Raw genomic sequence first — 23,741 nt, 5'->3', positions numbered from 1 at the left:
GATGAACAGCTGCCTGTACCACGGTGTTTTGCGCCATCGCCGCCTCCAGCCAGCAACACACCAGTTTAGTTATCAGGTGTTTATGGCGTGGCTCGATTTAGATGAACTCGCACAGCTTTCGGGCGTAGGCGTGAAACGTAATCGCTTCGCCGCGACAGCTTTTCATGATGCGGATTACCCTCTGGGGACACCGTTAAGAGAGAGCGTGTTGAATAAGCTTGCCTGCCTGACGGGCGAACATCCCGGGGGGCGTGTAATGCTTCTGACACAGCTGCGCTATTTCGGTTTTCATTTTAACCCGGTCAATTTTTACTACTGCTATGACCGTTCACAGCGTCTGCGCTGGGTACTGGCGGAAGTCCGCAATACGCCATGGAATGAGCGACATTACTACGCTGTAGACGCACAGGAAAAGCGTCCGTTGGAAAAAGTGTTCCATGTATCGCCGTTTAACCCGATGGATATGGTCTATCACTGGCGATTTAACCCGCCGGGTAAAACGCTTCATATGCATATCGAAAACCACCAGGCAGAGAAGATTTTTGATGCCAGCCTGATGCTCAAACGCGAGCCGTTGACGCAGGCGAGTTTACGCGCGTTGCTGCTACGACTGCCGTTGATGACGCTGAAAACGGTGTTCGCGATTTACTGGCAGGCGCTACGCCTGTGGCTCAAGCGAGTCCCTCTCTACAACCATCCCGTCAGCAGGAGTGAACGATCATGACCGATCCCGTCTTTGCGCTTGAACCTGATGTTCCGCGCAACCTGCGTGTGGCGCGTTGGCTTATTTTCCGCATGCTGAGCGGCCTTCGCCAGGGTTCTGTCACGATGCGGGAAGGGGAGCAGACCTTACATTTTGGTGATGTTTCAGCTGAATTACGCGCTGAAGTACATATTCTCTCGCCCACAGTGTACTGGCGGGTGCTGAAAGGCGGAAGTCTTGCGGCGGCTGAGGCCTGGATGGACGGAGAGTGGGAAACGCAACAGCTCACGCCGTTACTGCAAATATTTGCGCTTAACAGCACCCTACTGGGACGCCTGGAAAGCGGTTTTCGCCTGCTTGGCCGACCCGCCGAGCGTTTGCGTCACTGGAAGCGTCGCAACCATCGGCAACAAGCAAAAGAAAACATTGCCGCGCATTACGATCTCGGTAATGCATTTTATGCGTACTTTCTTGATGAGGATTTACTCTATTCCAGCGCCTTATTCACCTGCCCCGAGCAGTCTTTAGCGCAGGCTCAGCAGGCCAAAATGGCGCGGCTTTGCGAGCAACTGGCACTGACCGCGAATGATCACCTGCTGGAGATTGGTACTGGTTGGGGGGCGATGGCGGAATTCGCCGCCCGCCACTACGGTTGCCGTGTAACCACCACGACCCTGTCTCAGGAACAGTTTGCCTGGGCGAAAGCGCGGATTGCCCGCGCAGGTTTACAGGAGAGAGTCAACGTCCTGCTGTGCGATTACCGCGACCTGACCGGGGAATTCGACAAACTGGTGTCGGTTGAAATGATCGAAGCGGTTGGTCAGCGTTATCTGCCGACGTTTTTCCGTACCTGCCAGGCGCGACTGCGTCGTGGGGGAAAACTGGCGATTCAGGCCATTACCATTCAGGATCAGCGCTATCGCGAATACAGCAAAGGCGTTGATTTTATTCAGCGCTATATCTTTCCAGGGGGCTTTTTACCCAGTATCACCGCGATGAGCGGCCTGATGACAAAGCATACTGACTTTGTGGTTCGTAATCTGTTCGATATGGGGCCTGACTACGCCCGGACGCTTGCGCACTGGCGACAAGGATTTGTTCACGCCTGGCATGACATTGAAAAACTGGGATTTGATGAGCGTTTTCGCCGTATGTGGCTGTACTACTTCGGCTACTGCGAAGCCGGTTTTAACGCCCGCACGATCAGCGTGGTGCAACTGACGGCGGAACGTCCATGAACCGCCATTTTCAGGTCTTTATCCTGGCTGTCGGGTTCGATATGTACTGGCTCATGGTGGTGTTATTTCGTGAGCGCGGCCTGGCGTTATGGCTTGGGCTGGCTATTCTGGCCTGCTTCTTGCTGCCGTCTGCGCAACGTCTGTACGCGTTAATGCTGGCAGCGGTGGGTAGTGGTCTGGATGCGCTGTGGGCGTTGACGGGGTTGATTAATTTTAACGGCGAAGCATTGTTGCCGTTATGGATGGTTGCGCTTTGGCTCATGTTCGCTGTCCTGTGGACGCACCTTACCTGCTCGACTACCTTGCCGGGATGGCTGCTGGCCATAATGGCCACCGGTGGTGGGCCGATCGCCTATGTGATAGGAGAGCGTTTGGGGGCCATTACTTTTCTGGAACCAACATTTATTGTTGTTGGCTTAATGGCGACGGGCTGGCTGGTGTTGATGCTGTTTTTTCATATTTTCATGGGGAAACACTAATGAAACCTGCCTTATTGATACTGCTGGGCGTCATGGCGACGGCGCCTTTTGCCGGTGCAACTGACTGGTTAATCTGGCGGAAAGTCGGTGATGCGACGCTCTCCTGGGGACCATTCACGATCTATACCTCACAACTGCGCACGCCGGATGGGCGCTATCGCGGGCTGAAAGAGGATCAAGCACTGATTATCACCTATCAGCGCAATATTGAACGGCAAGAACTGGTTAATGCCACCCGCGAACAGTGGCGAGCGCAGGGTATTCTGGGGCGGGAAGCGCAGAGTGAGTCCTGGCTTCGCATGTTGAGTGAGATATGGCCAGACGTCGCGCCAGGTACGCAACTGGCTTTTGTATTGCAAGATAAGCAGGGGAAGTTTTGGTATCGCGCTTCAGCGGCTCAAAGGCACTTTATCCCGCTTGGCCCACCGCAGTCGGCGGCGTTCAGCGAAAACTTTCTCTCTGTCTGGCTGGGTTCCCGCACGCAATATCCTGAGCTGCGTCAGCAGCTTACTGGAGGTGAAAAATGAAACGTTTATTGGCCCTGAGCCTGCCCTTGCTGATGCAGGTGGCTGGTTGTAGCGCTGAAATTGCCGACTATCGGCAACAGCAGCCGACGCTGGATATCTTTCAGTATTTTCAGGGAGAAACGCAAGCATGGGGGATGATTCAGGACCGCAGCGGTAAACAGCTTCGTCGCTTCCATGTCGATATTAACGGCGATGTGGTGGGAGACACATTGACCCTCAACGAACGCTTTGTGTACGACGATGGAGAGAAACAGCAGCGGGTGTGGCATATCCGTAAAGTTAGCGCCGATCGTTACGAAGGTACTGCCGGTGACATTGAAGGCGTGGCGAAGGGGCAAGCAGCGGGCAACGCGTTCAACTGGCATTACAGTATGAATGTGAAAGCCAGCGGCAGAACCTGGTTGCTGAATTTTGACGATTGGATGTACATGCAGGATGCTAACCATCTGTTTAATAAAACGGAGATGAAGAAATTTGGCCTCACCGTCGGTACGGTGACGCTTTTCTTCTCCCGTAAAACGCGATAGTGAGGAAGAGGTCATGAAAATGCAACCCATCGTTGGGATCAGTGGCTGTTTAACGGGATCTGCCGTCCGCTTTGACGGCGGGCATAAACGGGCAGAATTTGCGATGGAGAAACTAGCCCAGTGGGTGACTTTCCAGCCTGTTTGCCCGGAGATGGCGATAGGTTTGCCTGTCCCTAGGCCAGCGCTGCGCCTGGTGCAAACGACTGTCGGGGATATTCGCATGCGTTTTAGTCACGCACCTCACGAAGACGTGACCGACGAAATGGCTGACTTGTGCCAGCGGTATCTGGCAGGGCTGGACACACTGTCCGGTTTTATCGTCTGTGCAAAATCCCCCAGCTGTGGAATGGAACGTGTGCGCTTATATGACGATAAAGGCAATCGCGGGCGTAAAGACGGGGTGGGACTGTTTACCGCCGCGCTGATGGAGAAATATCCGTGGCTACCGGTAGAAGAAGACGGGCGACTGCACGATCCGGTCCTACGCGAAAACTTCGTCGAAAGGGTTTTCGCACTACAAGAGCTCAATATGCTGCGCAAAAATGGCCTGACGCGGCGGGCTCTACTGGATTTTCATAGCCGTTATAAATTGCAATTGCTGGCTCACCATCAGGCCGGATATAGGCAAATTGGCCCATTTGTCGCATCACTGCATGAATGGGAGGATCTGGAGGCTTTCTTTGCGGTCTACCGGGATAATTTAATGACAATTCTGAAGAAACCAGCCTCACGTAAAAACCACACAAACGTGCTTATGCACATTCAGGGGTACTTCCGTAATCAGTTAACAATGCGTCAGCGCGGCGAGTTGCGCGAGGTGATCCTTCATTACCGCGCAGGACTACTACCCATCCTGGCCCCGATGACGTTGCTGAAACATTATCTGGCGGAATACCCGGACGATTATCTACTGACGCAGAATTACTTTGATCCCTATCCGCAAGAATTAGCATTGCGACTGACTGTTAATTGATCATGACTGATAAACAGAACCGAGCAGAGTGATAATTTATGTCGTGTTCGAAATCTTTAATTACCGCTCTTCGCTCATAGTAGACGTCAGTTTTACCTTTATCGGTATTGTGTATGTCTACAATTTAATATTATTTCCCGATAAGTGTTACTTTTAACCTTCGTGAAAAAGAAACAAAATCATTCCTGCCATACAGTTTAAAAAAATTAAACCATCGATTCTTACCGAGATGATTTAGTTTGATTAATTGAGGTTTAAAATGGTAGCACATTATAAAAATACCCTGGTCATCATCAACAATATTGTTTCTAAGCGTTTTTATTTGGCACTGACAAACCAATTCATAATTGTTACTTGCCTTTATCTGTATAAACACACAGTGCTTATACTGTGTGTTTATCTGATATACAAGGGGCGACGTCAATATGAATTGACGTCCCCCGGGGATGATTATGTTATGAGGGGGTAGAAAGAAATATAAGCATTATAGTGAATAATAAATAAACTAATACTTTCTACGTTTTTTAGTGCCTATGTTTCTAATCTTGTCATTTCAGATGTTTATGTTCAGGCATCATTCTTAAAAGTGTATTGTCCTTCTGTATGGCGTGATGAAATAATGCCGCACCAGCATGGGCTGCAATCAAGAAATAGCCTACATTTGCCAGAGTTTCATGAATAGCTTTCACGACGGCCTTTATTTCATCATTGCTATGAACGAAAGAGGGGATGTTTAAACCTAAAAAAAACCAACTCTTTCCACCGTAAGCCATCGTCAAGACACCTAATAACGGTAGCGCCAGAAAAGAGACATAGAGCATGATATGAATTAATTTGGCTGATATCCTCTGCCACTGGGGGGGCGTAGGTGTGATAGCTGGATCGTCATACTTATGTTTGAGAATTACACGTATTATCATTAAACACCAGACAAATACACCTGCATTATAGTGTGTTTCTTTCATCAACAGATAGGAGGCACTGCCTTTGGGAAACCAACCGCGAAATTCCATTGTGGCATAGGTTATCGCGATTAACACCAGAGTTAGCCAGTGCAAGTGAATCTGAATTCTTGAGAATCTGCTCATTATTTTTCCTCGAATGATGCGCCACCACAACCGTATCGTATTGAGCTTAACAAATCCTTATCTTCATTAAGAGATTAGGATTTTGTTATTTCTATTTCGGGTAAAACGATCGCATAGTTGATAGGGGTCATTGCGAGTTTGTCAGGATTCAATTTTTCGACGAAATTTTATACGGGAAAACATGTAGAGCATTGGCTGCAATGGGGTAAACGCCGAGGCTTTCTGTTCTGGCCTTGATTTCCTCAAATGGGAGGGAAGGAGACGGTTCCCTTCCTCCCCAGAGATTGATCCCTTCCGGAATGTCGTCTCTGCCGTATTCCTCGGCGATTTCAATCGTTTTGCCATTATTCAATTCGATGACAACGCTTTTCCCATCAATGGGGATCAGATTTCCGTCATTGTCAGTAATAAAGATTTTCATTTGCTCTCCTCCTGATTATGCCTTCTCATCATAGCAAATTAAATGTGGGGCAATACTGCTATTGCTCTGAAAATGCACAATGATTATTTACTATTAATCAATGCGTTATGATGAGATTTAGAAAAAGTGATTGGCTTCATGGCGATTTATGTTGCTGTCGACCATGCTCTGTAGAGACAAACATGATTCAGTCAACGTCCGTTTTAACGTGTTCATTTTTCGCCACAGGATATAAGAATGCGCAAAGCACTGTTACCGATACTTGCTGCGATATGTCTGTTCGTAATCGGTGTTTTTATTCTCAATATGCAGCTTTGGTATTCCTCATCAATGGAAGCTCTTGGTGGGGCACGATATGCCGCGAAAAATATGGACAACATACTTAATGAAGCTTTTCAGGCAACGGGTACCGCTAAGCGCATCGCTGAAAAAAAATGCGACCTGGAGAGCCAATACCAGCTCGGAACTGAAGCTGCGCTTCGGCCCCATTTACGAACGCTGATTATTATCCGACAAGGGAAGGTTTGGTGTACCTCACTGCCAGGTAATCGGATCTTGTTGAAACAGATACCCGTGATACCTGATACGAATTTGCTGTTGGCCTCTGCACAAAATACCGTGAATGAGATACCCGTTTTACTTTATCAAACTCATTTTCAAACAAGTAGTATCATTATCACGATAAGTGGGGTGCATATCAGGGGCGCATTGAATGTCCCATTAAAAGGACTGACCTATTCATTGCGGGTAGGCGACAAAGTGCTTGGTTCATCGACGGAAGTGAAAGTCTTCAAGGCGAGTGCGCAGCAGTCTGGTCAAGTGAATTCTGCAAAGTATCCCTTCAGCATTATTTTCGAACAGCCTCCATTATTTAGCTTAAAAAGGCTCGTCACTAATGGTCTGGGAATTCTGATTTTCATCCTGCTGATCTCGGTCGCTGTGGCTTATGCCATCGATAAATATTTGAATAAGGATGATACCCCTGAAGAAACGTTGCGCAGAGCGATAGATAAAGGGGAGATAGTGCCTTTTTATCAACCAATCGTAAATGGTCGCGATGGAACGTTACGCGGTGTCGAGGTGCTGGCCAGATGGAAGCACCCAAGGGTTGGGTATATCTCTCCGGCCTCTTTTATTCCAGTTGCCGAAAAATCAGGTCTGATAGTGCCGCTGACTCAAAGCTTGATGAGGCAGGTCGCTGCGAATATGCACTCCATCGCCAGCAAATTGTCATCCGGCTTCCATGTCGGAATTAACTTCAGCGCATCCCATATCACTTCCCCTACGTTTGTGGAGGAGTGCCTGCGCTACAGAGACAGTTTCAGCCGTAATGATTTAAATTTGGTGATTGAGGTGACTGAACGAGAACCGCTGCATGTGGATGATGATCTTGTGCAGAGGCTCAATACGCTTCATGAAAATGGTTTTGTCATTGCGTTAGATGATTTTGGTACAGGCTATTCTGGACTTTCTTACTTGCATGATCTGCACATTGACTATATCAAAATCGATCAGAGTTTTGTGGGACGGGTAAATGACCTGCCTGATTCAACCCGAATTTTAGATTGTGTCCTCGACCTGGCACGTAAGCTGTCATTAAGCATTGTTGCTGAAGGTGTTGAAACGAAGGCGCAGCTTGATTATCTCAACAAAAACAACATTGTTTTCCTGCAAGGCTACTACTTTTATAAACCGGTCACTTTTACTGAGTTTATTCTTATTCTGCTTTCAAAACCCAAAGTGAAGGTTTTTGTCGAATAAAATGGAAGGTATCTTGTTGATAGAAGTGAGAATGGGGAGGAATTGGTCGTAGAAAACCTGTTTTTTCTTTATCGTGAGATGAATCTCAGACTGTGTTATTCAAAGAGCATATCCTTAGTTGTGTAGCGGTTATTTGCGTTCTCACATACAGCAAACGGATAACAGTATGACAGATATAACCTTTACTAAGGGACACACTTCAAGTCGCGAAGTGACGGTAGTACATAAGAAAAAGTTGGCTGCGCGCACTAGAGTTCAGTACTCAAACCGCGATCAATTAGCTATTGCTGCAGTTCTGTTTGTAGGCGGTATCGCCGGAGCTATTGTTTTGGCAACGTACTTACTGATACTGGAAGGGATATTTCTGTACTAATTGTTTAATTGTTCTTATGTTTTATTACGGTGTTTGTTGTGTTGCTAATGCCATTTCTCAGTAATGATCAATATTATTAACCATCAGTAAAGTTAAGCAGGTATTCCTGAAAACACCTGCTTAAAATATCATTTAGAACAATATACTCTGGCTTCCCGAGGAGTATAGATGCCAATCGTGATGATGCGCAAGAAAACATCCATACCAGACTCCTGAACTTCTGTACGAACAACTTTGTCTGCACCGCCGCATACAGAAGCTGCATCGATGGTTTGTGACTGGCCAATACCATTAATGAAAAAATTCTGTCTGGTTTCCTGAGAGGGTTTTTCTGCAATGCCGTTGTTGATTTTAAAGGTTTGCTGAGCGCAACCGGATAGAGCTGTTGCCGCAATAATTGCAATCATTAACTTTTTTATTTTTACCATTTTATAGTGTGGGATAGAGAGCAAATGTTCTTCTTTAATGCTGCTGGTACATATCCGACCAGCACTTATGTCTGGCACTATTATGCTGACTGTTTATCTATTATTTAGTTAGATAAATGAGTAATGAATTTTCTGTTTCGACTTTGTAGAACATTAGTGATTGCTTGCGATATCAGCTTACATTTTATCAATGTCAGCATTAAAGTGGATAAAATATATGGGAGTTAATGTGTTTTTCTCGGAAACATCAATACTATATAAGTGAGGTCTCGAACAGTTACGTATTTGAACAGAGCTATCAGAGATAGCCCTGCCAATAAAACATTTTAAAATTAGAACTGATAGTTTAAAGAAACCCAATAATTACGGCCTGGATTTACGTATCCAGTGGTGGATTGCGCAGTCTGATAGTAATCACCTGCATAGGTGCTATTACGGCCCACCTGGTACAGTTTAACTTCGCTGAAGTCTTTATCCAGTACGTTATTGACTGCCGTATTTAGCGTCAGGTCTTTGGTCAACTTATAAGACATTCCCATATCGAGAACGGTCCAGGCTTTTAAATCCGCACCTTTGTCGTCATACACCGCCTTTTGTACCGCGCTGAGGTTCTCGTAATTTTCGGTAAAGCGTGGCGCCTTACCGCGATAACGGGCGCTCAACCAGGCGTTCATATCTTCTGTAGCCTGCCAGTTCAGGCGAGCGTTAGCCATATGCTTGGGGGTGTAGCTCAACGGCGCGCCTTTATTATCACCATCTTTTTGTTTGCTCTGTGTGTAGGTGTAGTTGAGGGATAAACTCAGTACGTCCGACCAGACAGGGAAGGTGCTGGCGAATTCAATACCATCGGTCCTTGCCTTACCGCTGTTGGTATAGCTGTTGGTATTATCATCGATAGAATACGAGACAATTTTATTTTTATATTCGGTATAGAAGCCGGTAACGTTGGCGTTCAGTCCGGCCTCGTTTTCATAATATAGCCCGGTTTCGTAGCTGATACTTTCTTCCGGCTTGAGGTCAGGGTTACCGACAGTATTAACAGTTCCTTGCGCAGTTACGCCGCTAATGCCGTTATGCAACTGGCTGAGTGATGGCGCTTTATAACCTGTCGTGACACCGCCTTTGAGCGTCCACTCATCGGAGACATCCCAAACCATATAGGCGCGAGGACTCAGGTGGCCGCCAAACACATCATTATGCTCATAACGGGTACCTGCGGTTAACGCCAATGAGTCGAGTATATGCCATTCATCTTCCGCGTAGGCTGCCCACGTTTTTTGGTGGAACGTCTCGCCGGTATTGGCCAGTACAACACCGTCTTTCATTCGCGCATCCCAGTATTCCCCACCAAGGGTTAACAGGTGTGAGTCACCTAATGGCGTCAGCAGCACTGAGTCCAGAATGACGTTAGTGTTTTTCAGTTCACGCGCATCACCGGCGCGGCCAGCGTTTTCCGGCGTGAGTGCGGAGGAGACCAGTTGTCGGCCTTTGTTCTCGGTCTCATTCCAGCCGAGGGATGATTTCCAGGTGCCGAACGTTAAGGCGGTATCGTGGCCGAGAGTCACTTTGTTACGCTCATAGCGCAGCGTTTTATCATAACCTCCCGTCAGGTTGCCCAACTGTCCATCGTCATTGTCATAGCGCTGTCTGGCAGAGTCGAGATCTAACCACAATGTATTGTTCTCATTAGCTTTCCAGTCCAGTCGGGTGCCGATATTATAGTTCTCAGATTCAGTAGGATAGGGTACGCGAGTAGAGGCAGTATCGCTCAAAGAGGTGACGCTTGAACCCTGGCGCTGCGTTGTGCTTCCGCGAACCTGCATATCCAGCACGCCTGCGATTAACGGACCGCTGGACCAGAAGTTGGCGACCGTGCTGTTACCCCATTTATTACTTTCTTGCAGGTTAACGCCGGTATTGATGGAGGTGCTCCATTTATCGGTACTTTTTTTGGTAATGATATTCACCACGCCACCGATTGCGTCGGAGCCATACAGCGTCGACATTGGGCCGCGGATCACTTCGATATGATCGATTGCCGCCAGCGGTGGCATAAAGCTGGTATTCATGGCAGAGAAGCCGTTTGGCGTTACATCGCTGCTGCCGTTTTGACGAATACCGTCAATCAGTATCAGGGTATAGCTCGCAGGCATACCACGGATGCTGATCTCCAGACCACCGGTTTTACCGGTGCTGCTTTCAACATCCACGCCCTCTACTGAACGCAGGGCTTCACCTAAGTCATTATATTTATTGGTTTGTAACTCTTGCTGTGAAATTACGGAAACACTGGCGGCTGCGTTGGTAATTTTCTTTTCGTAACCGGAGGCGGTGACGACCATGACATCTTCAGCAAAAACCAGGGGGCTGGTGAAACCCAGACAGGACAGAACGACAGAGGCAACAGGTTTTAAACGCATAGTCAAACTTCCTTTGTTAAAATTCAAAGGCAGTAAGATAATTGATGGAAATGATAATACAAATAATTATCATTACAAATTTACATAACTTGTCACTTCTGGTGTTTTTCTTGAATAAATATACATAAATTGTCATTAATTTAGCGCAAGGGAATGGTAGGGATTACAATAGTCTCTATGTGGAATTATTAGATATAAATTAATATGTTAATGAATAAATCGCTAAATTTTAAACTTTTTCTGGGGTTCATATCGTACTCATAACGGAGTATCAGAAAAAAGTATGATAATTTTAGAAAATCGTCATACTTTTCTGCGCCGCATCATTTTTTTCGCCAATTCTCTTCGCCATAATCCCTTTCCCAGGAGACTGCTTAACGACAAGGCATCGTTAAGCGGCATATACATAACGCAAATCTGGATAAAATAATGATCAAAGGCAAGCTGGCACTCCTGACGTGTGCATTGACTCTCGCATTAACCTCACCACTCCTCGCCGCGCAGAATGCGGACGCAGGTCAGACGTTAAAACTGGCGATTGGACCAGAGCCAACGGAAGGGTTTGACCCGATGTTGGGCTGGAGTCATGGCAGCTATTTGCTTTTGCATGCACCGTTATTAAAACAAAATGCAGATATGAGCTGGGGAAACCTGCTGACGGAGAAGGTGGTGACCAGCGCTGATGGCAAAACCTGGACGCTGACGCTAAAACCTGACCTTAAATTTTCTGATGGTTCGCCGCTAACCGCTGAAGATGTTGTGTTCACCTATAACAAAGCAGCAAAAAGCGGTGGGAAAATTGACATGGGGAACTTCGCTCATGCCAGTTTGAAAGATAACCGCACGGTAGAAGTGACACTGAGTAACCCGCAGAGCACCTTTGTGAATGTGCTGGGATCTTTAGGCATTGTTCCGGCAAAGCTATATAACGAAAAAACATTCGCCAAACATCCGATTGGTGCAGGTCCTTATCGGTTGGTGAGTTTCCAACCCGGGCAGCAACTGATTGTGGAGGCTAACCCCTGGTATGCCGGTAAGAAAAATGATTTCAGCAAGCTGGTGTTTGTTTTCCTTGATGAAGATAACGCTTATGCCGCAGCGCGCAGTGGGCAATTGGGATTAGTACGTATTGCGCCTTCGATGGCGGTCGCCCCTCAGCAGCAGAATTTGAAACTGTGGGTGCGTAACAGCGTGGAGAATCGGGGCATTGTGTTCCCGATGATTCCTGCAGGTAAAAAAGACGCCAATGGTTATCCAATTGGTAACGATATCACAGCCGATGTCGCGATCAGACGCGCCATCAATTACGCTATTGATCGTAAGCAGCTCGCCGATCAGGTTATGGAAGGTCATGCGATCCCCGCCTATAGCGCGGTTCAGGGCCTGCCGTGGCAGGGGCCGTCAGTCGCGTTCAAAGATGGCGACAGCGAAAAAGCACGAATGATTCTGGAAGAAGCTGGCTGGAAAGTGGGGAAAGACGGTGTACGAGTGAAAGAGGGCAAAGAGGCGCGCCTGACTTTATGGTATGCCAGCGGTGACAGTACCCGCCGGGATTTAGCCGAAGCAGTCCGTGCGATGCTGGAGCCTGTGGGTATCCAGGTATCATTGCAATCCGGAAGCTGGGAAACCGTTGAGCGTCATATGCATGCCAACCCGACGCTGTTTGGTTGGGGAAGCCTGGATCCCATGGAACTGTTCCATCATTACAGCAATCAGGCTGCTGGCGTGGAGTATTACAATCCCGGTTACTACAGTAATTCTGTCGTTGAAGAGCATCTCAAACAGGCTATTGATGCACCGGACTGGCAAAAAGCGCTGCCTTTCTGGCAACAGGTTGAGTGGGATGGCAAGCAAGGCGCTGGTGTACAGGGCGATGCCGCATGGGCATGGTTATTGAATATTCAGCACACTTACCTGGCAAATCCATGTATTGACTTAGGCAAAGGCGCACCGGAAATTCACGGGAGCTGGTCATTGCTCAATAATCTGGATGAATGGACCTGGACCTGTCGTTGATGAAGTCTGTAGTGGGCCATTTTCTCCGGCTGATAGTGTTATTAGTGCTGGTTGCGGCTGGCACTTTTGTGCTGCTCAGCTTTTCTCCGGTCGATCCGATTCGCGCCTATATCGGCAACGATCTCCTGCACGTGCCGCCGGAACAATATGCGCGTATCGCCGCTCGCTGGGGATTGGACCAGCCACTGTGGGAGCGTTTTGGTAACTGGTTTATACGGGTATTGCAGGGCGATCTCGGCTACTCGATGTTGTTTAATGCGCCGGTTGCCAGCGTGATCAAGGAGCGCTTTGCTACCTCGTTTGCGCTGCTTAGCGGCGCATGGCTGCTCTCCGGTATAGTGGGGACGGCAATGGGATTTGTCGCCGGACGCTACCTTAATCGCTGGCCGGATAAAGCAATTTGTCGTCTCAGTTATCTGCTGTCCTCGTTGCCGACCTTCTGGATTGGCATGCTGCTGCTGGCGTTATTTGCCGTTCGTTGGCCGGTATTCCCGGTATGCTGTGCGTGGGAGCCGGGCAACAACAGCGATATGGCGACACTAACCGAGCGTCTGCGCCATCTGGTGCTTCCCGTTTGTGCGCTAAGTTTGCTGGGGCTGGGGCAGATTACGCTTCATACGCGGGAAAGTATCGCCAGCGTCATGAAGAGCGAATTTGTCCGTTTTGCGCGCTCTCAGGGTGACAAAGGTTGGTCACTGTTGCGCCATCAGGTTCTGCGCCACGCTATCACGCCCGCGCTGTGCCTGCAGTTCGCCTCGCTGGGAGAACTGTTGGGGGGCGCACTGCTGGCAGAAAAGGTTTTTGCTTATCCCGGGCTTGGGCAGGCGACCATTGATGCCGGATTGCGGGGCGATCTACCGTTACTCATGGGGATCGTTTTATTTAGCACCGTGCTGGTTTTCATTGGCAATTCACTTTCGACCTGGTTTGTTCATGTGTTGAACCGTGCTCTGGAGCGACCCGATGCTCTATAATCCGACGCCGACGCTTATTCGTCTGGTGCTCTCTTTCAGCTGCCTGCTATTCATTGCGGTGTATGGCGCAGCCACGCTGGACAACCCGTTGAGCGTGAATTTACTTGCCCGTCATCTGCCCCCCGATGCACTGTACTGGTTCGGTACCGATAACCTCGGTCGCGATCTGTGGGTGCGTTGCTTTCAGGGGGCATTAACCAGTCTGCAAATTGGTATTGGCGCGGCCTTGTGCAGCGGCTTCATTGCATTAATGATGGCGGCGGTTTCTCGCCTGCATCCTCGTCTGGACGTGCTTATGCGTCTGATAACTGATGCCATGCTGTCGATGCCGCATCTGCTGCTGCTTATTTTGATTTGTTTTACTCTGGGCGGTGGGAAAAGTGGGGTGATCATGGCGGTGGCGCTAACCCACTGGCCGCGCCTCGCATTGATTCTGCGTGCTGAGGCCGAGCGCGTTGCCCATAGCGATTATCTGACGCTGACGTGGCGTCTGGGACATGGTCATTTTTACTGCTGGCGACATCACTATCTACCGGCGCTGTTACCCCAGTGGCTCACGGGAACATTGCTGATGTTCCCCCATGCGGTGCTGCACAGCGCGGCGTTGAGTTTCCTTGGCTTTGGACTGGCGCCGCATGAACCCTCGTTGGGTCTACTGCTGGCGGATGCTCTGCGGTTCATCAGTCATGGCGACTGGTGGTTAGTGTTGTTTCCGGGGCTGATGTTATTCAGCCTGGTGATGTTATTCGATCAGCTCGCGAGGGCAGTGCATCGTTTGTGGTTGCGAGGTGACATATGTTGAGTTTGAAACAGGTCTCGCTGGACGTGGCGCGTTATCGTTGGTTCGGCGCGAGAAAATGGTCTCCGCTGTTGCAGGATATCTCTTTCGACGTTGCGCCCGGTCAGATGGTGGCATTAGTTGGGGGAAGTGGTGAAGGGAAAAGTTTGCTCCTGCAATGTCTGCTCGATCTTTTACCGGAAAATTTGCGCCTGCACGGTGCAATAACCCTTGATGGCAAAATGCTGAACAGTCAAGACATCCGCGAATGTCGGGGCAATACCTTCAGCTATGTCCCGCAAGGCGTTCAGGCGCTGAATCCGCTGCTCTCAATTGAAAAGCATTTACGTAGAGCAAGTCAGCTCTCCGGCCAAACCTGGAATGCCGGAAAAATAGAAAAATTGCTCCAGCGTAGTCAACTGGAAACCAGCGTATTAGATGCTTTCCCGCGTCAGCTTTCGGGCGGTATGGCGAAACGTGTTCTGGCCTGTCACGCGTCGCTGAGTCAGGCCCGCTATATTCTGGCTGACGAAATTACCGCCTGGCTTGATGCGCCATTGGCTAATCAACTGCTTGAGCAGTTGCGTGGTTTATGTGAACAGGGGGCTGGTGTTTTATGGGTGACGCACGATCTCACGCTGGCGGCCCGCCATGCGGATCGCATCGTCGCGCTGCACCAGGGAAGCGTGTCGGATAACGTTAGTCGTGAACAGCTGTTGCGCGGGGAAATTAGCGAGCATCTGCAACGTCAATGGCAGGCTCTGCCTGAGAGAAATCAATTGTTTGGAGTGCGGGATGCTGTGCTGTCGTGATGTCGTGATTCGTCAGGGAGGGAAGGTGCTGTGGCAAAACCTTTCTTTCTCCTTGCACCCCGGTGAACGTATTGGGATTTGTGCGCCCAGCGGAACCGGCAAAACGACGTTGGGACGTGTGCTGGCGGGCTGGCAAAAGCCGACCTCGGGCGACATTCTTATCGATGACCAGCCGCTACCGATGCATCAATATTGCCCGGTGCAACTGGTACCACAGCATCCGGAATTAACCTTTAACCCACGGCGTAGCACCGGCGATGCGGTTCATGACGCCTGGCGGCCTGGCGCGGAAATCCTTACCCGCCTGCATATCAAACCGGAATGGTTAACCCGTCGCCCTGGACAGCTTTCTGGTGGTGAACTGGCGCGAATCGCCATACTTCGTGCGCTGGACCCACGTACCCGTTTTCTTATTGCCGATGAGATTACCGCCCAGCTCGATCCTTCCATTCAAAGAGATATCTGGGTACTGCTGCTCGAAGAATGCCAGCGTCGACCATTAGGCATGCTGATTATCAGCCACCAGCAGGCGCTGCTTGATCAGATCTGCACGCGGACGCTGCTTACGCCGTAATTTTACCCGTTCTGGTCAGTAACGATATTGATTAAATTGTGGTGTTATATTATAACATTTCACTCGCAAATGATTTGAGGGTGAAATTTTGGCTATTCATTTTAAAAAACTGGCAATCGCTCTGGGGATGCTTTTAGCCAGTGGTCAGGTTTTGGCTCACGGTCACCATTCCCATGGTGTTCCAATGAGTGAAACAGAAAAAAAGGCGTCGGAAGGCGTGTTTGATGATAATCAGGTACAGAACAGAGCGCTAACCGACTGGGATGGCATGTGGCAATCTGTCTATCCGTACCTGGTCAGTGGCGAGCTTGATCCGGTATTCAAAAAGAAAGCGGAGAAAGATAAAAGCAAAACGGCAGAACAGATTAAAGATTATTACCGTCAAGGCTATGCAACTAACGTAGACACCATCGGTATTGAAAACGGTGTGATGGAATTTCATACCGGTAATCAGGTTACATCATGCAAATACGACTATGCCGGATATAAAATCTTGCACTACAAATCAGGCAAGAAAGGTGTACGTTATTTGTTTGAGTGTAAAACTGCTGATAGCAAAGCGCCTAAATACGTCCAGTTCAGCGATCATATAATTGCTCCGCGCAAGTCAAGCCACTTCCATATTTTTATGGGAAATACCTCGCAGGCAGCCTTGCTCGAAGAGATGGAGAACTGGCCTACCTACTATCCTTATCAGTTGAAAGGTGAAGAGGTGGTGGATGAGATGCTGCACCATTAATCCGGACTAAGTTTATCTGTACATACCCGCCGTCCGTGGCGGGTATTTTAATTAACAACCTTCTCTTTCCATCCCCCTGCGCATTCGTTAGCATATTGTCTTGCAGCAAGTGCATGTGTTTTTTCAGGAAGAGGTTAACGTGTTTGCAGAGTATGGAGTTCTGAATTACTGGACATATCTGGTGGGAGCTATTTTTATCGTGCTGGTTCCGGGGCCAAATACGATATTTGTGTTGAAGAATAGCGTTGGTCGGGGAGTGAAGGGCGGTTATCTCGCCGCAAGCGGTGTGTTTATCGGTGATGCTGTGTTGATGTTTTTGGCCTATGCCGGTGTTGCCGCCTTGATCAAAACCACGCCTGTTTTGTTTAATATCGTTCGTTATCTCGGCGCTTTTTATCTGCTGTATCTCGGTGCGAAGATCCTGTACGCAACACTGAAATCGAAGGCGAGCGACGCCGCGGCTGAGGAAGTCCCGTTTGGCGCCATTTTTAAGCGCGCCTTAATTCTGAGCCTGACTAATCCGAAAGCAATCCTGTTTTATGTTTCGTTCTTCGTGCAGTTCATTGATGTCAATGCGCCGCACTCAGGGCTGTCATTCTTTATTCTGGCTATAACGCTTGAGATAGTAAGCTTTTTCTACCTGAGTTTCCTTATTTTTTCCGGCGCGTTTGTGACCCAGTACATTCGTACCAAGAAGAAGTTGGCTAAGGTGGGTAACTCTCTTATCGGTCTGATTTTCGTTGGTTTTGCTGCCCGTCTGGCGACGCTTCAGTCGTAATCATTGGCCCGCTGAATATGGCGGGCTTCAATTTTTAGCTTTTCTTCCCCACGCATATCAGCTGCTGGTTATAACCAATAAATGGTATTTTAAATGTATATTTTGAAGCGTACTCTGTGCACAGCAGCGGTTGAATAAGACTCGCTGGTTGTCGACTGGAAAAGGGAAGAAAAATGCTTCAAATTCCACAGAATCATATCCATACACGCTCAACTCCGTTCTGGAACAAAGAAACTGCACCTGCCGGAATTTTCGAACGCCACCTTGATAAAGGCACCCGTGCCGGGGTTTATCCTCGACTGTCAGTTATGCAGGGGGCGGTTAAATATCTCGGCTACGCAGATGAACACAGCCTGGAGCCTGTAGAGGTGATGGTTATTGAAGCCGGTCAGTTTGGCGTTTTCCCGCCGGAAAAATGGCATAACATCGAAGTGATGACCGACGACACTTACTTTAATATCGATTTTTTCGTTTCCCCGGAAGTGTTGATGGAGAGTGCAAATCAACGAAAAGTCGTGCGCACTGGCAAGGAGTAAATCATGGGCAAAGCAACCTACACCGTCACAGTAACCAATAACAGCAATGGTGTGTCTGTCGATTACGAGACCGAAGCGCCGATGACATTATTGGTTCCGGATGTCGCGGCAGAAGTGGTCAAAGACCTGGTCAACACCGTCCGTTCATATGATACCGAAAATGAGCATGAAGTTTGCGGGTGGTAGGGCTTTAACTTCTGCTACCGTTTGAACTGATTGATTTTTAAATTGAAAACCGCACGGCGTTTTGATAGCGCAGGGCGGTTTTTTTATTTGAGTCGAATAGTTCGCGGTCCGGAAAAAGATTTCTTAAGAATACCTTAAGAAATTCGCATCGTTTGCTAATAGTTGATCATTCATAGGGGTTATGATCGTGAAATAGTCACAATACAGAACTTTGCGCTTATGAAATTGAATACCCGACTTACATTATCCGCATTCATTCTTGGACTTGTCCTCGTAGCAATCCCGTTCACTGCGAACTGGCATCTTCCTCTGCTCAATGGCGCGGTCGTCACATGGATTGAAAATGGCCAGGCGCTATGGTTATTGTTTGGTGCAGTATTTACTCTCTGCTACATCCGGCCTTTATCGCGTCCTGCAGGCGAGAAGCAATTTTGGCTTTGGGCGGCAGTATGGTGGTTGGTATTGCTGGGCCGAAGCACTAGTTGGGGCCGTGACTACTTCCCGGAACATCCTAAACTGCTGTTCAGAGCTATCTCAGTCGTGTTAATTGCGATGATTATTCTGCCGGTCCTGCTGTCGAAGAACTTACGCCAGGATATTGCCCGGCGCTTACGCAATGAACCGCTACCGCTGTGGCTACTTGCGATCACCGTCTGCGCATTTTTGATATCCGATACAGTGGAGCATCATCGCCTGCTGGCGCCTGTCTTTTTGCATAATGCCAGTTACGGCGATTTGATTGAAGAATTGTACGAACTGCCGTTTATGGCGGGATTGTTTCTGATGAACCTCGGTTTTATGCAACGGGATAAACAGCACGAGTCTGCCGCTATTCGTTTCAGTGAACCGCAACTGGCGAAGTAGTTGGATAAAGCCTGAGTCTGGATGGCCAGACTCAGGCGGTCAGGGCGATACTTTACGCAATGGCCTCACATAAGCGTGATTTCATTTCGCTGTACGTTTGTGCGGCATACTTCTCCGCCCATCCTTGATCGGTAATGTGCTCAATTTTGACAGCACAATATTTGGTTTCCGGCGTTTTCGAGATCGGATCAAGGTTATCCTGTGTTAACTCGTTACACGCGCCAATCCACCATTGATAGGTCATATACACTGTTCCGGCATTAATACGCTCGGAGACATCCGCACGGCTGATGACCTTGCCTCGGCGCGAGCTTACCCACACCAGGTCACGATGACGGATGCCCAGTTTTTCTGCATCATCGGTGTTGATTTGAACATATCCTGGCTCATCTGCCAGCGCCTGTAATGCCGCGCAGTTGCCGGTCATCGAGCGGCAGGAGTAGTGCCCAACTTCGCGCACGGTACACAACACCAGCGGATAGGTCTCGTCAGGGACTTCAGCAGGAGCGCGCCACGGCGCGGCAAACAGTTTGCCTTTGCCATTCGCGGTATCAAACTGGCTGTGTGCATAAAGATACGGTGTTCCTGGGTGATCGAGATCAGGACAAGGCCACTGAACATGGCCCATTTCACCCATTTTCTCATAGGTTACGCCATAGAACAGCGGGCACAGTTCGCGCATTTCATCCCAGATTTGTTGGTTATTTTGATACTGCATCGGGTAGCCCATTTCGCTGGCCAACAGACTGATAATTTCCCAGTCACGTTTTACATCCCCGCTGGGTTCAATCGCTTTCTCGAAACGTTGGAAGCCACGATCGGCGCAGGTAAAGACACCACCGTGTTCGCCCCATGATGTTGCCGGCAACAGGACGTCGGCCATTTCTGCCGTTTTGGTCATGAAAATATCCTGCACGACGATAAAATCGAGCGCGTTAAATCCTTCCCGGACCAGCCCCAAATCAGCCTCGGTTTGCAGCGGATCCTCTCCCATGATGTAGTAGGCTTTGATTTTGCCCTCAATCGCCAGATGCGGTACTTCGGTGATGCGCGTTCCGACCTTGTCATCCATCTGATTAACGTCAATCCCCCAGGCGGTGGCGAATTTCTCCCTGACGGCAAAATCGGTCACGTCCTGATACCCCGGAAACTGGTTAGGCAGCACGCCCATATCACATGCGCCCTGCACGTTATTTTGCCCGCGTAACGGGCCAACACCGACGTTTGGACGTCCCAGATTCCCGGTCAGTAAGGCCAGGCTCGACAGCCCACGGACAACATCAACGGCCTGGCCAAACTGCGTGACGCCCATCCCCCACATCACGGTTGCCGATGGTGCTGCCGCAAATGTACGCATCGCCTGACGAACCTGTTGTGCAGGGACGCCGGTTAAATGTTCTACGGCTTCGGGGGCGTAGTCCTTAACGGTTTCCCAGTATGTTTCCAGACCTTCGGCATGCTTATGCACGTACTCGCGATCGTAAAGCTGCTCTTCAATAAGCACATGACCAAAGGCGTTGACCAACGCCATGTTGCAACCATTTTTTAACTGCAAATGCTGATCGGCGATACGGGCGGTTTCAATACGGCGAGGGTCGCAAACAATGATTTTCGCGCCGTTCTGGCGAGCTTTAATCACCCGACGGGCCACAATGGGGTGTGAGTCCGCGCAGTTATAACCAAAGATAAGCAGGCATTTTGAGTTTTCAATCTCGCTGATGGAGTTGCTCATTGCGCCATTGCCCAGCGTTTCCTGTAAACCGGCAACGGAAGGACCGTGACAGACACGGGCACAGCAGTCGACATTATTGGTATTGAGCACCCCACGGGCGAATTTTTGCATCACGTAGTTGGTTTCATTCCCTGTTCCCCGGGAGGAGCCTGTCGTCATGATGGCGCGAGGACCATAGGTATTTTTTATTTCAGATAAGCGTTTAGCGGTGTAACGAATGGCTTCATCCCAACTAACGGGAGTGAATTTTCCCCCTTTTTCATAACGGATCATCGGGCGAGTCAGACGGGGAGTCAGAAGGCGGGTGTCGTTCAGAAAGTCCCAACCATAATAGCCTTTCAGGCATAACTGATTTTGGTTCGTTACACCCTCAGCGGCTTCGGCGCGGATGATTTTGTTATTTTCAACAACAAGCTTGAGCTTGCACCCGGCCCCACAGTATGGGCATACACTGGTGATTTTTTTCATCAATAACAGACCTGTTAAATGCTGAAATAGCGCGAATTGTAGACGAAGCCACGTGAATAGATATCACGGGCTACGATGTGTCGTAGTGACGGGCTGTTAAAGCATAAAGCATGCCAAAGATGAAAACCCAGCATTGGCAGGGGTGTTGCCCAAGGAGCAGAGAGGAATGACTGTCGATTCGTCACTATTGACGAGAAGCGTCAAAAATATCACCGTTTTGACGCTGGGCTAACTCCATGAAACATCGGAAAAAGATGAAAAATATAGGTGATACCGATCACAAATTTTAATTTTTCAGCGCTATGCTATGCTTTTATACAACGAGTCAATCGTTAACCTAAAAGCATAAGTGAGGAAAATAATGGGCATTCTTTCATGGGTAATTTTCGGTCTTATCGCGGGGATTTTGGCAAAATGGATTATGCCGGGTAAAGATGGCGGCGGATTCTTTATGACCATTATCTTAGGGGTTGTTGGTGCGGTGGTTGGCGGCTGGATCAGCACCTTCTTTGGCTTTGGTAAAGTTGATGGCTTCAACTTCGGTAGTTTCGTCGTAGCGGTTATCGGCGCGATCGTGGTGTTGTTTATCTACAGAAAGATCAAAAGCTAACTATATATACAGAGATGAAAGGCCACTGAAGTGTGGCCTTTTTATTGGTTACCACCAGCCTAGTTCCGTACCCAGAACCACGATGATAGCCACGCAAATCATAATGAGCGTTGTTTTTTTCATCGTTATGCACCCGGCGCAGCGTAACCGCCAACAAAAAACCAGGATAAGAAAACGACAGCGGAAATAAAAATGATGACGGGAAAAATAATACCGAGTCGCATAGGATTATCTGCCAGAGTTATTTAAAGACGAGCCAGCATAGCAGGGCTTAATGTACGACAAAAGTGGTTTTATCCTGCCGCTTTTTATCTTTGTACATTGCGCTGTCTGCCATGTGAAGCGCACAGTTTACATCGGTCTCATGCGGATCAATTTCCACCACGCCCAGACTGGCTCCAGGATAAAACAGATGGACGCTGCCCAAGTGATAGTCGCCACAAATTCGCTGTTGCAGCTGATTTTTCACCTTTTGCAGGCGCTCGCATCGATCGCTTTCACTTTCCGGCGACAGGCTAACGACTAAAAATTCGTCACCGCCCAGTCGACCGAGGATATCATTGTCGCCGCATTCGTGGAGCAGACGCTGTCCTATCTGGATCAGGAACTGGTCGCCAACCTCATGACCAAAACGGTCATTAATCAGTTTAAAATCATCCAAATCAATATAGGCAACGACGACCTTCTGCCGAAGATGTCGGGCAAGCGAAAATAGGGTTTCAACATTTTCAAAAATCGAGCGCCGGTTCGGTAACCCGGTCAGCGCATCGGTGTAGGAATGAGCAATCAGCGCGGCGTTGGCTTCGCGTAACTGAGCGACCAGCGACTCTTTTTGAATAGACTGGGCGATCAGTCCTGCAAACAGATGCAGCACCTGTTCACCTCGCTCGCTCAATGCCTGCTGGCGGCGACTGGTGGCGCAGAGCGTACCGTAAAACGTTCCATCCGGAAGATGAACAGGCGTGCTCAGAAACGTGGTGATTTCCAGCGCGCGGGCTGCGCTGCATTCCGGCCAGCGTGCGGGCACGTTGTCGCTGTACAGGCAGTTATCCTCGATGGCGCGTTTGCATAGCGTCTCATCCCACGGGACGGATAGCCCTTCCGGGATCTGCATTTGTTTGCTATTGCGCGCGTACAAAATATGCTGCAGGCGAGCATCTAAATCGACTTTGGTTAAATAGGTTGATTCCATCTCTGTCACCACCTCCAGCATCTCCAGAAGTTGCCGAACCAGACTCTCAACAGACTGCTCCGTGGCTAAGGATTGTGAGACTCTGGCGAGGATCATGTCCGACATGAGGTGTAAATACTCCTGAGTAATGACAAGGCTGGCGTTGTCCGCATGATAGAACATCAAGGTGTAAGATGAAACAAGCTATCCAGCTCAGAATGTAAACATAAAATGGATAGTTAGCAGGAAAACATGGAGATAGATGGAAAGTCGGGGTAACCTGCCAGAATAAGATTTTTAACAGGAGTAGATATGAAACTGGCGTTTGTTGTTTTGCCCGGCATTCTGGTGCTGGCAGGGTGTAGTACCCCGCAACCAGAAGCGCCAATGCCACCGAAAATTGGCATGGCGAATCCGGCATCGGTGTATTGCGAACAAAAGGGCGGCTCGCTGATTGCGATACAGACTCCGCAAGGGGTAAGGTCTGACTGCAAACTCCCCGGAGGGGAAACGATCGATGAATGGGAACTCTGGCGTAGAGACCATCCGGCAGCGGGGAAGTGAT

At 49.0% G+C, this 23,741-nt stretch carries 29 protein-coding genes; 20 read left to right on the top strand and 9 right to left on the bottom strand.

Going from position 1 to position 23,741, the window contains the following annotated elements; translation table 11 throughout:
- Position 1: 1 nt before the first annotated feature.
- The 6 genes from FHD02_RS21460 to FHD02_RS21435 are packed head-to-tail and all read left to right on the top strand — an operon-like array spanning position 2 to position 4,447.
- Positions 2-724 carry a DUF1365 domain-containing protein gene (locus tag FHD02_RS21460; RefSeq protein ID WP_137370770.1) on the top strand — a complete coding sequence of 241 codons (723 nt, stop codon included), beginning with the start codon at positions 2-4 and terminating at the stop codon, positions 722-724.
- A complete protein-coding gene (locus FHD02_RS21455; protein ID WP_137359957.1) occupies positions 721-1,941 on the top strand; it encodes a cyclopropane-fatty-acyl-phospholipid synthase family protein in 1,221 nt (406 codons plus the stop codon). Before FHD02_RS21460 ends, FHD02_RS21455 begins: the two co-directional genes overlap by 4 nt.
- On the top strand, positions 1,938-2,420 hold the full coding sequence (locus tag FHD02_RS21450) for a DUF2878 domain-containing protein (protein WP_137359958.1): 483 nt from the start codon (positions 1,938-1,940) through the stop codon (positions 2,418-2,420). The genes FHD02_RS21455 and FHD02_RS21450 overlap by 4 nt, the downstream gene beginning before the upstream one ends.
- Complete coding sequence (locus FHD02_RS21445) at positions 2,420-2,947, top strand: hypothetical protein (protein WP_137359959.1); 528 nt, start codon at positions 2,420-2,422, stop codon at positions 2,945-2,947. Before FHD02_RS21450 ends, FHD02_RS21445 begins: the two co-directional genes overlap by 1 nt.
- A complete protein-coding gene (locus FHD02_RS21440; protein WP_042308962.1) occupies positions 2,944-3,474 on the top strand; it encodes a DUF3833 domain-containing protein in 531 nt (176 codons plus the stop codon). Before FHD02_RS21445 ends, FHD02_RS21440 begins: the two co-directional genes overlap by 4 nt.
- A 13-nt stretch (positions 3,475-3,487) precedes the next feature.
- Positions 3,488-4,447: a DUF523 and DUF1722 domain-containing protein gene (locus FHD02_RS21435; RefSeq protein ID WP_220394301.1), complete on the top strand. Its 960-nt coding sequence runs from the start codon at positions 3,488-3,490 to the stop codon at positions 4,445-4,447.
- Positions 4,448-4,577: 130 nt separating this feature from the next.
- On the opposite strand, the gene FHD02_RS21430 is transcribed toward FHD02_RS21435, so the two are convergent.
- From FHD02_RS21430 to FHD02_RS21420, 3 genes are all read right to left on the bottom strand, one after another.
- A complete protein-coding gene (locus FHD02_RS21430) occupies positions 4,578-4,823 on the bottom strand; it encodes a WlaTC/HtrL family glycosyltransferase (protein WP_249935519.1) in 246 nt (81 codons plus the stop codon).
- Between the two features lie 172 nt (positions 4,824-4,995).
- Positions 4,996-5,535: a cytochrome b gene (locus FHD02_RS21425; RefSeq protein WP_220394300.1), complete on the bottom strand. Its 540-nt coding sequence runs from the start codon at positions 5,533-5,535 to the stop codon at positions 4,996-4,998.
- A 148-nt stretch (positions 5,536-5,683) separates the two neighbouring features.
- Positions 5,684-5,956: a hypothetical protein gene (locus FHD02_RS21420; protein ID WP_042308953.1), complete on the bottom strand. Its 273-nt coding sequence runs from the start codon at positions 5,954-5,956 to the stop codon at positions 5,684-5,686.
- A 237-nt stretch (positions 5,957-6,193) separates the two neighbouring features.
- On the opposite strand from FHD02_RS21420, the gene FHD02_RS21415 reads away from it, so the two are divergent.
- Together FHD02_RS21415 and FHD02_RS21410 are read left to right on the top strand one after the other, a co-directional pair.
- Positions 6,194-7,717, top strand: coding sequence for a cyclic diguanylate phosphodiesterase (locus FHD02_RS21415; RefSeq protein WP_220394299.1), 1,524 nt, complete (start codon positions 6,194-6,196; stop codon positions 7,715-7,717).
- A gap of 166 nt (positions 7,718-7,883) precedes the next feature.
- Entirely contained in the window at positions 7,884-8,090 is a 207-nt protein-coding gene (locus tag FHD02_RS21410; protein ID WP_042308948.1) for a hypothetical protein, read from the top strand.
- A gap of 128 nt (positions 8,091-8,218) precedes the next feature.
- Here FHD02_RS21410 and FHD02_RS21405 read toward each other — a convergent pair whose 3' ends face one another.
- Positions 8,219-8,509, bottom strand: coding sequence for a Bor family protein (locus tag FHD02_RS21405; RefSeq protein ID WP_042309317.1), 291 nt, complete (start codon positions 8,507-8,509; stop codon positions 8,219-8,221).
- Between the two features lie 341 nt (positions 8,510-8,850).
- Positions 8,851-10,938 carry a TonB-dependent receptor gene (locus FHD02_RS21400; RefSeq protein ID WP_137359964.1) on the bottom strand — a complete coding sequence of 696 codons (2,088 nt, stop codon included), beginning with the start codon at positions 10,936-10,938 and terminating at the stop codon, positions 8,851-8,853.
- A gap of 429 nt (positions 10,939-11,367) precedes the next feature.
- On the opposite strand from FHD02_RS21400, the gene FHD02_RS21395 reads away from it, so the two are divergent.
- The 10 genes from FHD02_RS21395 to FHD02_RS21350 all read left to right on the top strand — a co-directional run bounded on the left by FHD02_RS21395 (position 11,368) and on the right by FHD02_RS21350 (position 19,195).
- On the top strand, positions 11,368-12,954 hold the full coding sequence (locus tag FHD02_RS21395; protein ID WP_137359965.1) for an ABC transporter substrate-binding protein: 1,587 nt from the start codon (positions 11,368-11,370) through the stop codon (positions 12,952-12,954).
- Positions 12,954-13,928: an ABC transporter permease gene (locus FHD02_RS21390; RefSeq protein WP_042309315.1), complete on the top strand. Its 975-nt coding sequence runs from the start codon at positions 12,954-12,956 to the stop codon at positions 13,926-13,928. Before FHD02_RS21395 ends, FHD02_RS21390 begins: the two co-directional genes overlap by 1 nt.
- The gene (locus tag FHD02_RS21385) at positions 13,918-14,730 is read left to right on the top strand and encodes an ABC transporter permease (protein ID WP_137359966.1); all 813 of its coding nucleotides are present in this window, start codon (positions 13,918-13,920) and stop codon (positions 14,728-14,730) included. The genes FHD02_RS21390 and FHD02_RS21385 overlap by 11 nt, the downstream gene beginning before the upstream one ends.
- A complete protein-coding gene (locus FHD02_RS21380) occupies positions 14,724-15,518 on the top strand; it encodes an ATP-binding cassette domain-containing protein (protein ID WP_079224531.1) in 795 nt (264 codons plus the stop codon). The genes FHD02_RS21385 and FHD02_RS21380 overlap by 7 nt, the downstream gene beginning before the upstream one ends.
- Positions 15,502-16,092, top strand: coding sequence for an ATP-binding cassette domain-containing protein (locus tag FHD02_RS21375; RefSeq protein WP_220394298.1), 591 nt, complete (start codon positions 15,502-15,504; stop codon positions 16,090-16,092). The genes FHD02_RS21380 and FHD02_RS21375 overlap by 17 nt, the downstream gene beginning before the upstream one ends.
- A gap of 88 nt (positions 16,093-16,180) precedes the next feature.
- Positions 16,181-16,831 carry a metal-binding protein ZinT gene (zinT, locus tag FHD02_RS21370; protein ID WP_042308936.1) on the top strand — a complete coding sequence of 217 codons (651 nt, stop codon included), beginning with the start codon at positions 16,181-16,183 and terminating at the stop codon, positions 16,829-16,831.
- Between the two features lie 139 nt (positions 16,832-16,970).
- Positions 16,971-17,609: a leucine efflux protein LeuE gene (gene leuE / locus FHD02_RS21365; RefSeq protein WP_032940118.1), complete on the top strand. Its 639-nt coding sequence runs from the start codon at positions 16,971-16,973 to the stop codon at positions 17,607-17,609.
- Between the two features lie 173 nt (positions 17,610-17,782).
- Positions 17,783-18,145: a DUF1971 domain-containing protein YeaR gene (gene yeaR / locus FHD02_RS21360; protein ID WP_137370773.1), complete on the top strand. Its 363-nt coding sequence runs from the start codon at positions 17,783-17,785 to the stop codon at positions 18,143-18,145.
- 3 nt (positions 18,146-18,148) lie between these two features.
- Entirely contained in the window at positions 18,149-18,331 is a 183-nt protein-coding gene (locus FHD02_RS21355; protein ID WP_003832433.1) for a DUF1869 domain-containing protein, read from the top strand.
- A 219-nt stretch (positions 18,332-18,550) separates the two neighbouring features.
- Positions 18,551-19,195, top strand: a complete 645-nt coding sequence (locus FHD02_RS21350) for a hypothetical protein (RefSeq protein WP_042308932.1) — start codon at positions 18,551-18,553, stop codon at positions 19,193-19,195.
- A 52-nt stretch (positions 19,196-19,247) separates the two neighbouring features.
- On the opposite strand, the gene fdhF is transcribed toward FHD02_RS21350, so the two are convergent.
- On the bottom strand, positions 19,248-21,395 hold the full coding sequence (gene fdhF / locus FHD02_RS21345) for a formate dehydrogenase subunit alpha (protein ID WP_220394297.1): 2,148 nt from the start codon (positions 21,393-21,395) through the stop codon (positions 19,248-19,250).
- A gap of 361 nt (positions 21,396-21,756) precedes the next feature.
- On the opposite strand from fdhF, the gene FHD02_RS21340 reads away from it, so the two are divergent.
- The gene (locus FHD02_RS21340) at positions 21,757-22,005 is read left to right on the top strand and encodes a GlsB/YeaQ/YmgE family stress response membrane protein (RefSeq protein ID WP_042308928.1); all 249 of its coding nucleotides are present in this window, start codon (positions 21,757-21,759) and stop codon (positions 22,003-22,005) included.
- Positions 22,006-22,053: 48 nt separating this feature from the next.
- Here FHD02_RS21340 and yoaJ read toward each other — a convergent pair whose 3' ends face one another.
- The 3 genes from yoaJ to FHD02_RS21325 are packed head-to-tail and all read right to left on the bottom strand — an operon-like array spanning position 22,054 to position 23,302.
- Complete coding sequence (gene yoaJ, locus FHD02_RS21335) at positions 22,054-22,128, bottom strand: protein YoaJ (RefSeq protein WP_137349652.1); 75 nt, start codon at positions 22,126-22,128, stop codon at positions 22,054-22,056.
- Between the two features lie 2 nt (positions 22,129-22,130).
- The gene (locus FHD02_RS21330; protein WP_038640017.1) at positions 22,131-22,229 is read right to left on the bottom strand and encodes a YoaK family small membrane protein; all 99 of its coding nucleotides are present in this window, start codon (positions 22,227-22,229) and stop codon (positions 22,131-22,133) included.
- A gap of 47 nt (positions 22,230-22,276) precedes the next feature.
- Positions 22,277-23,302 (bottom strand): sensor domain-containing diguanylate cyclase, encoded by a 1,026-nt coding sequence (locus FHD02_RS21325; RefSeq protein ID WP_137359970.1) that lies wholly within the window; start codon positions 23,300-23,302, stop codon positions 22,277-22,279.
- Between the two features lie 186 nt (positions 23,303-23,488).
- Between FHD02_RS21325 and FHD02_RS21320 the strand changes: the two genes are divergently transcribed.
- Positions 23,489-23,740, top strand: a complete 252-nt coding sequence (locus FHD02_RS21320; RefSeq protein WP_137359971.1) for a DUF333 domain-containing protein — start codon at positions 23,489-23,491, stop codon at positions 23,738-23,740.
- Position 23,741 lies beyond the last annotated feature (1 nt).

The organism is Citrobacter sp. EC_71 (assembly GCF_019584005.1).
Taxonomy (GTDB): domain Bacteria; phylum Pseudomonadota; class Gammaproteobacteria; order Enterobacterales; family Enterobacteriaceae; genus Citrobacter; species Citrobacter werkmanii.
This window is presented reverse-complemented; position numbering and strand designations above follow the sequence as displayed.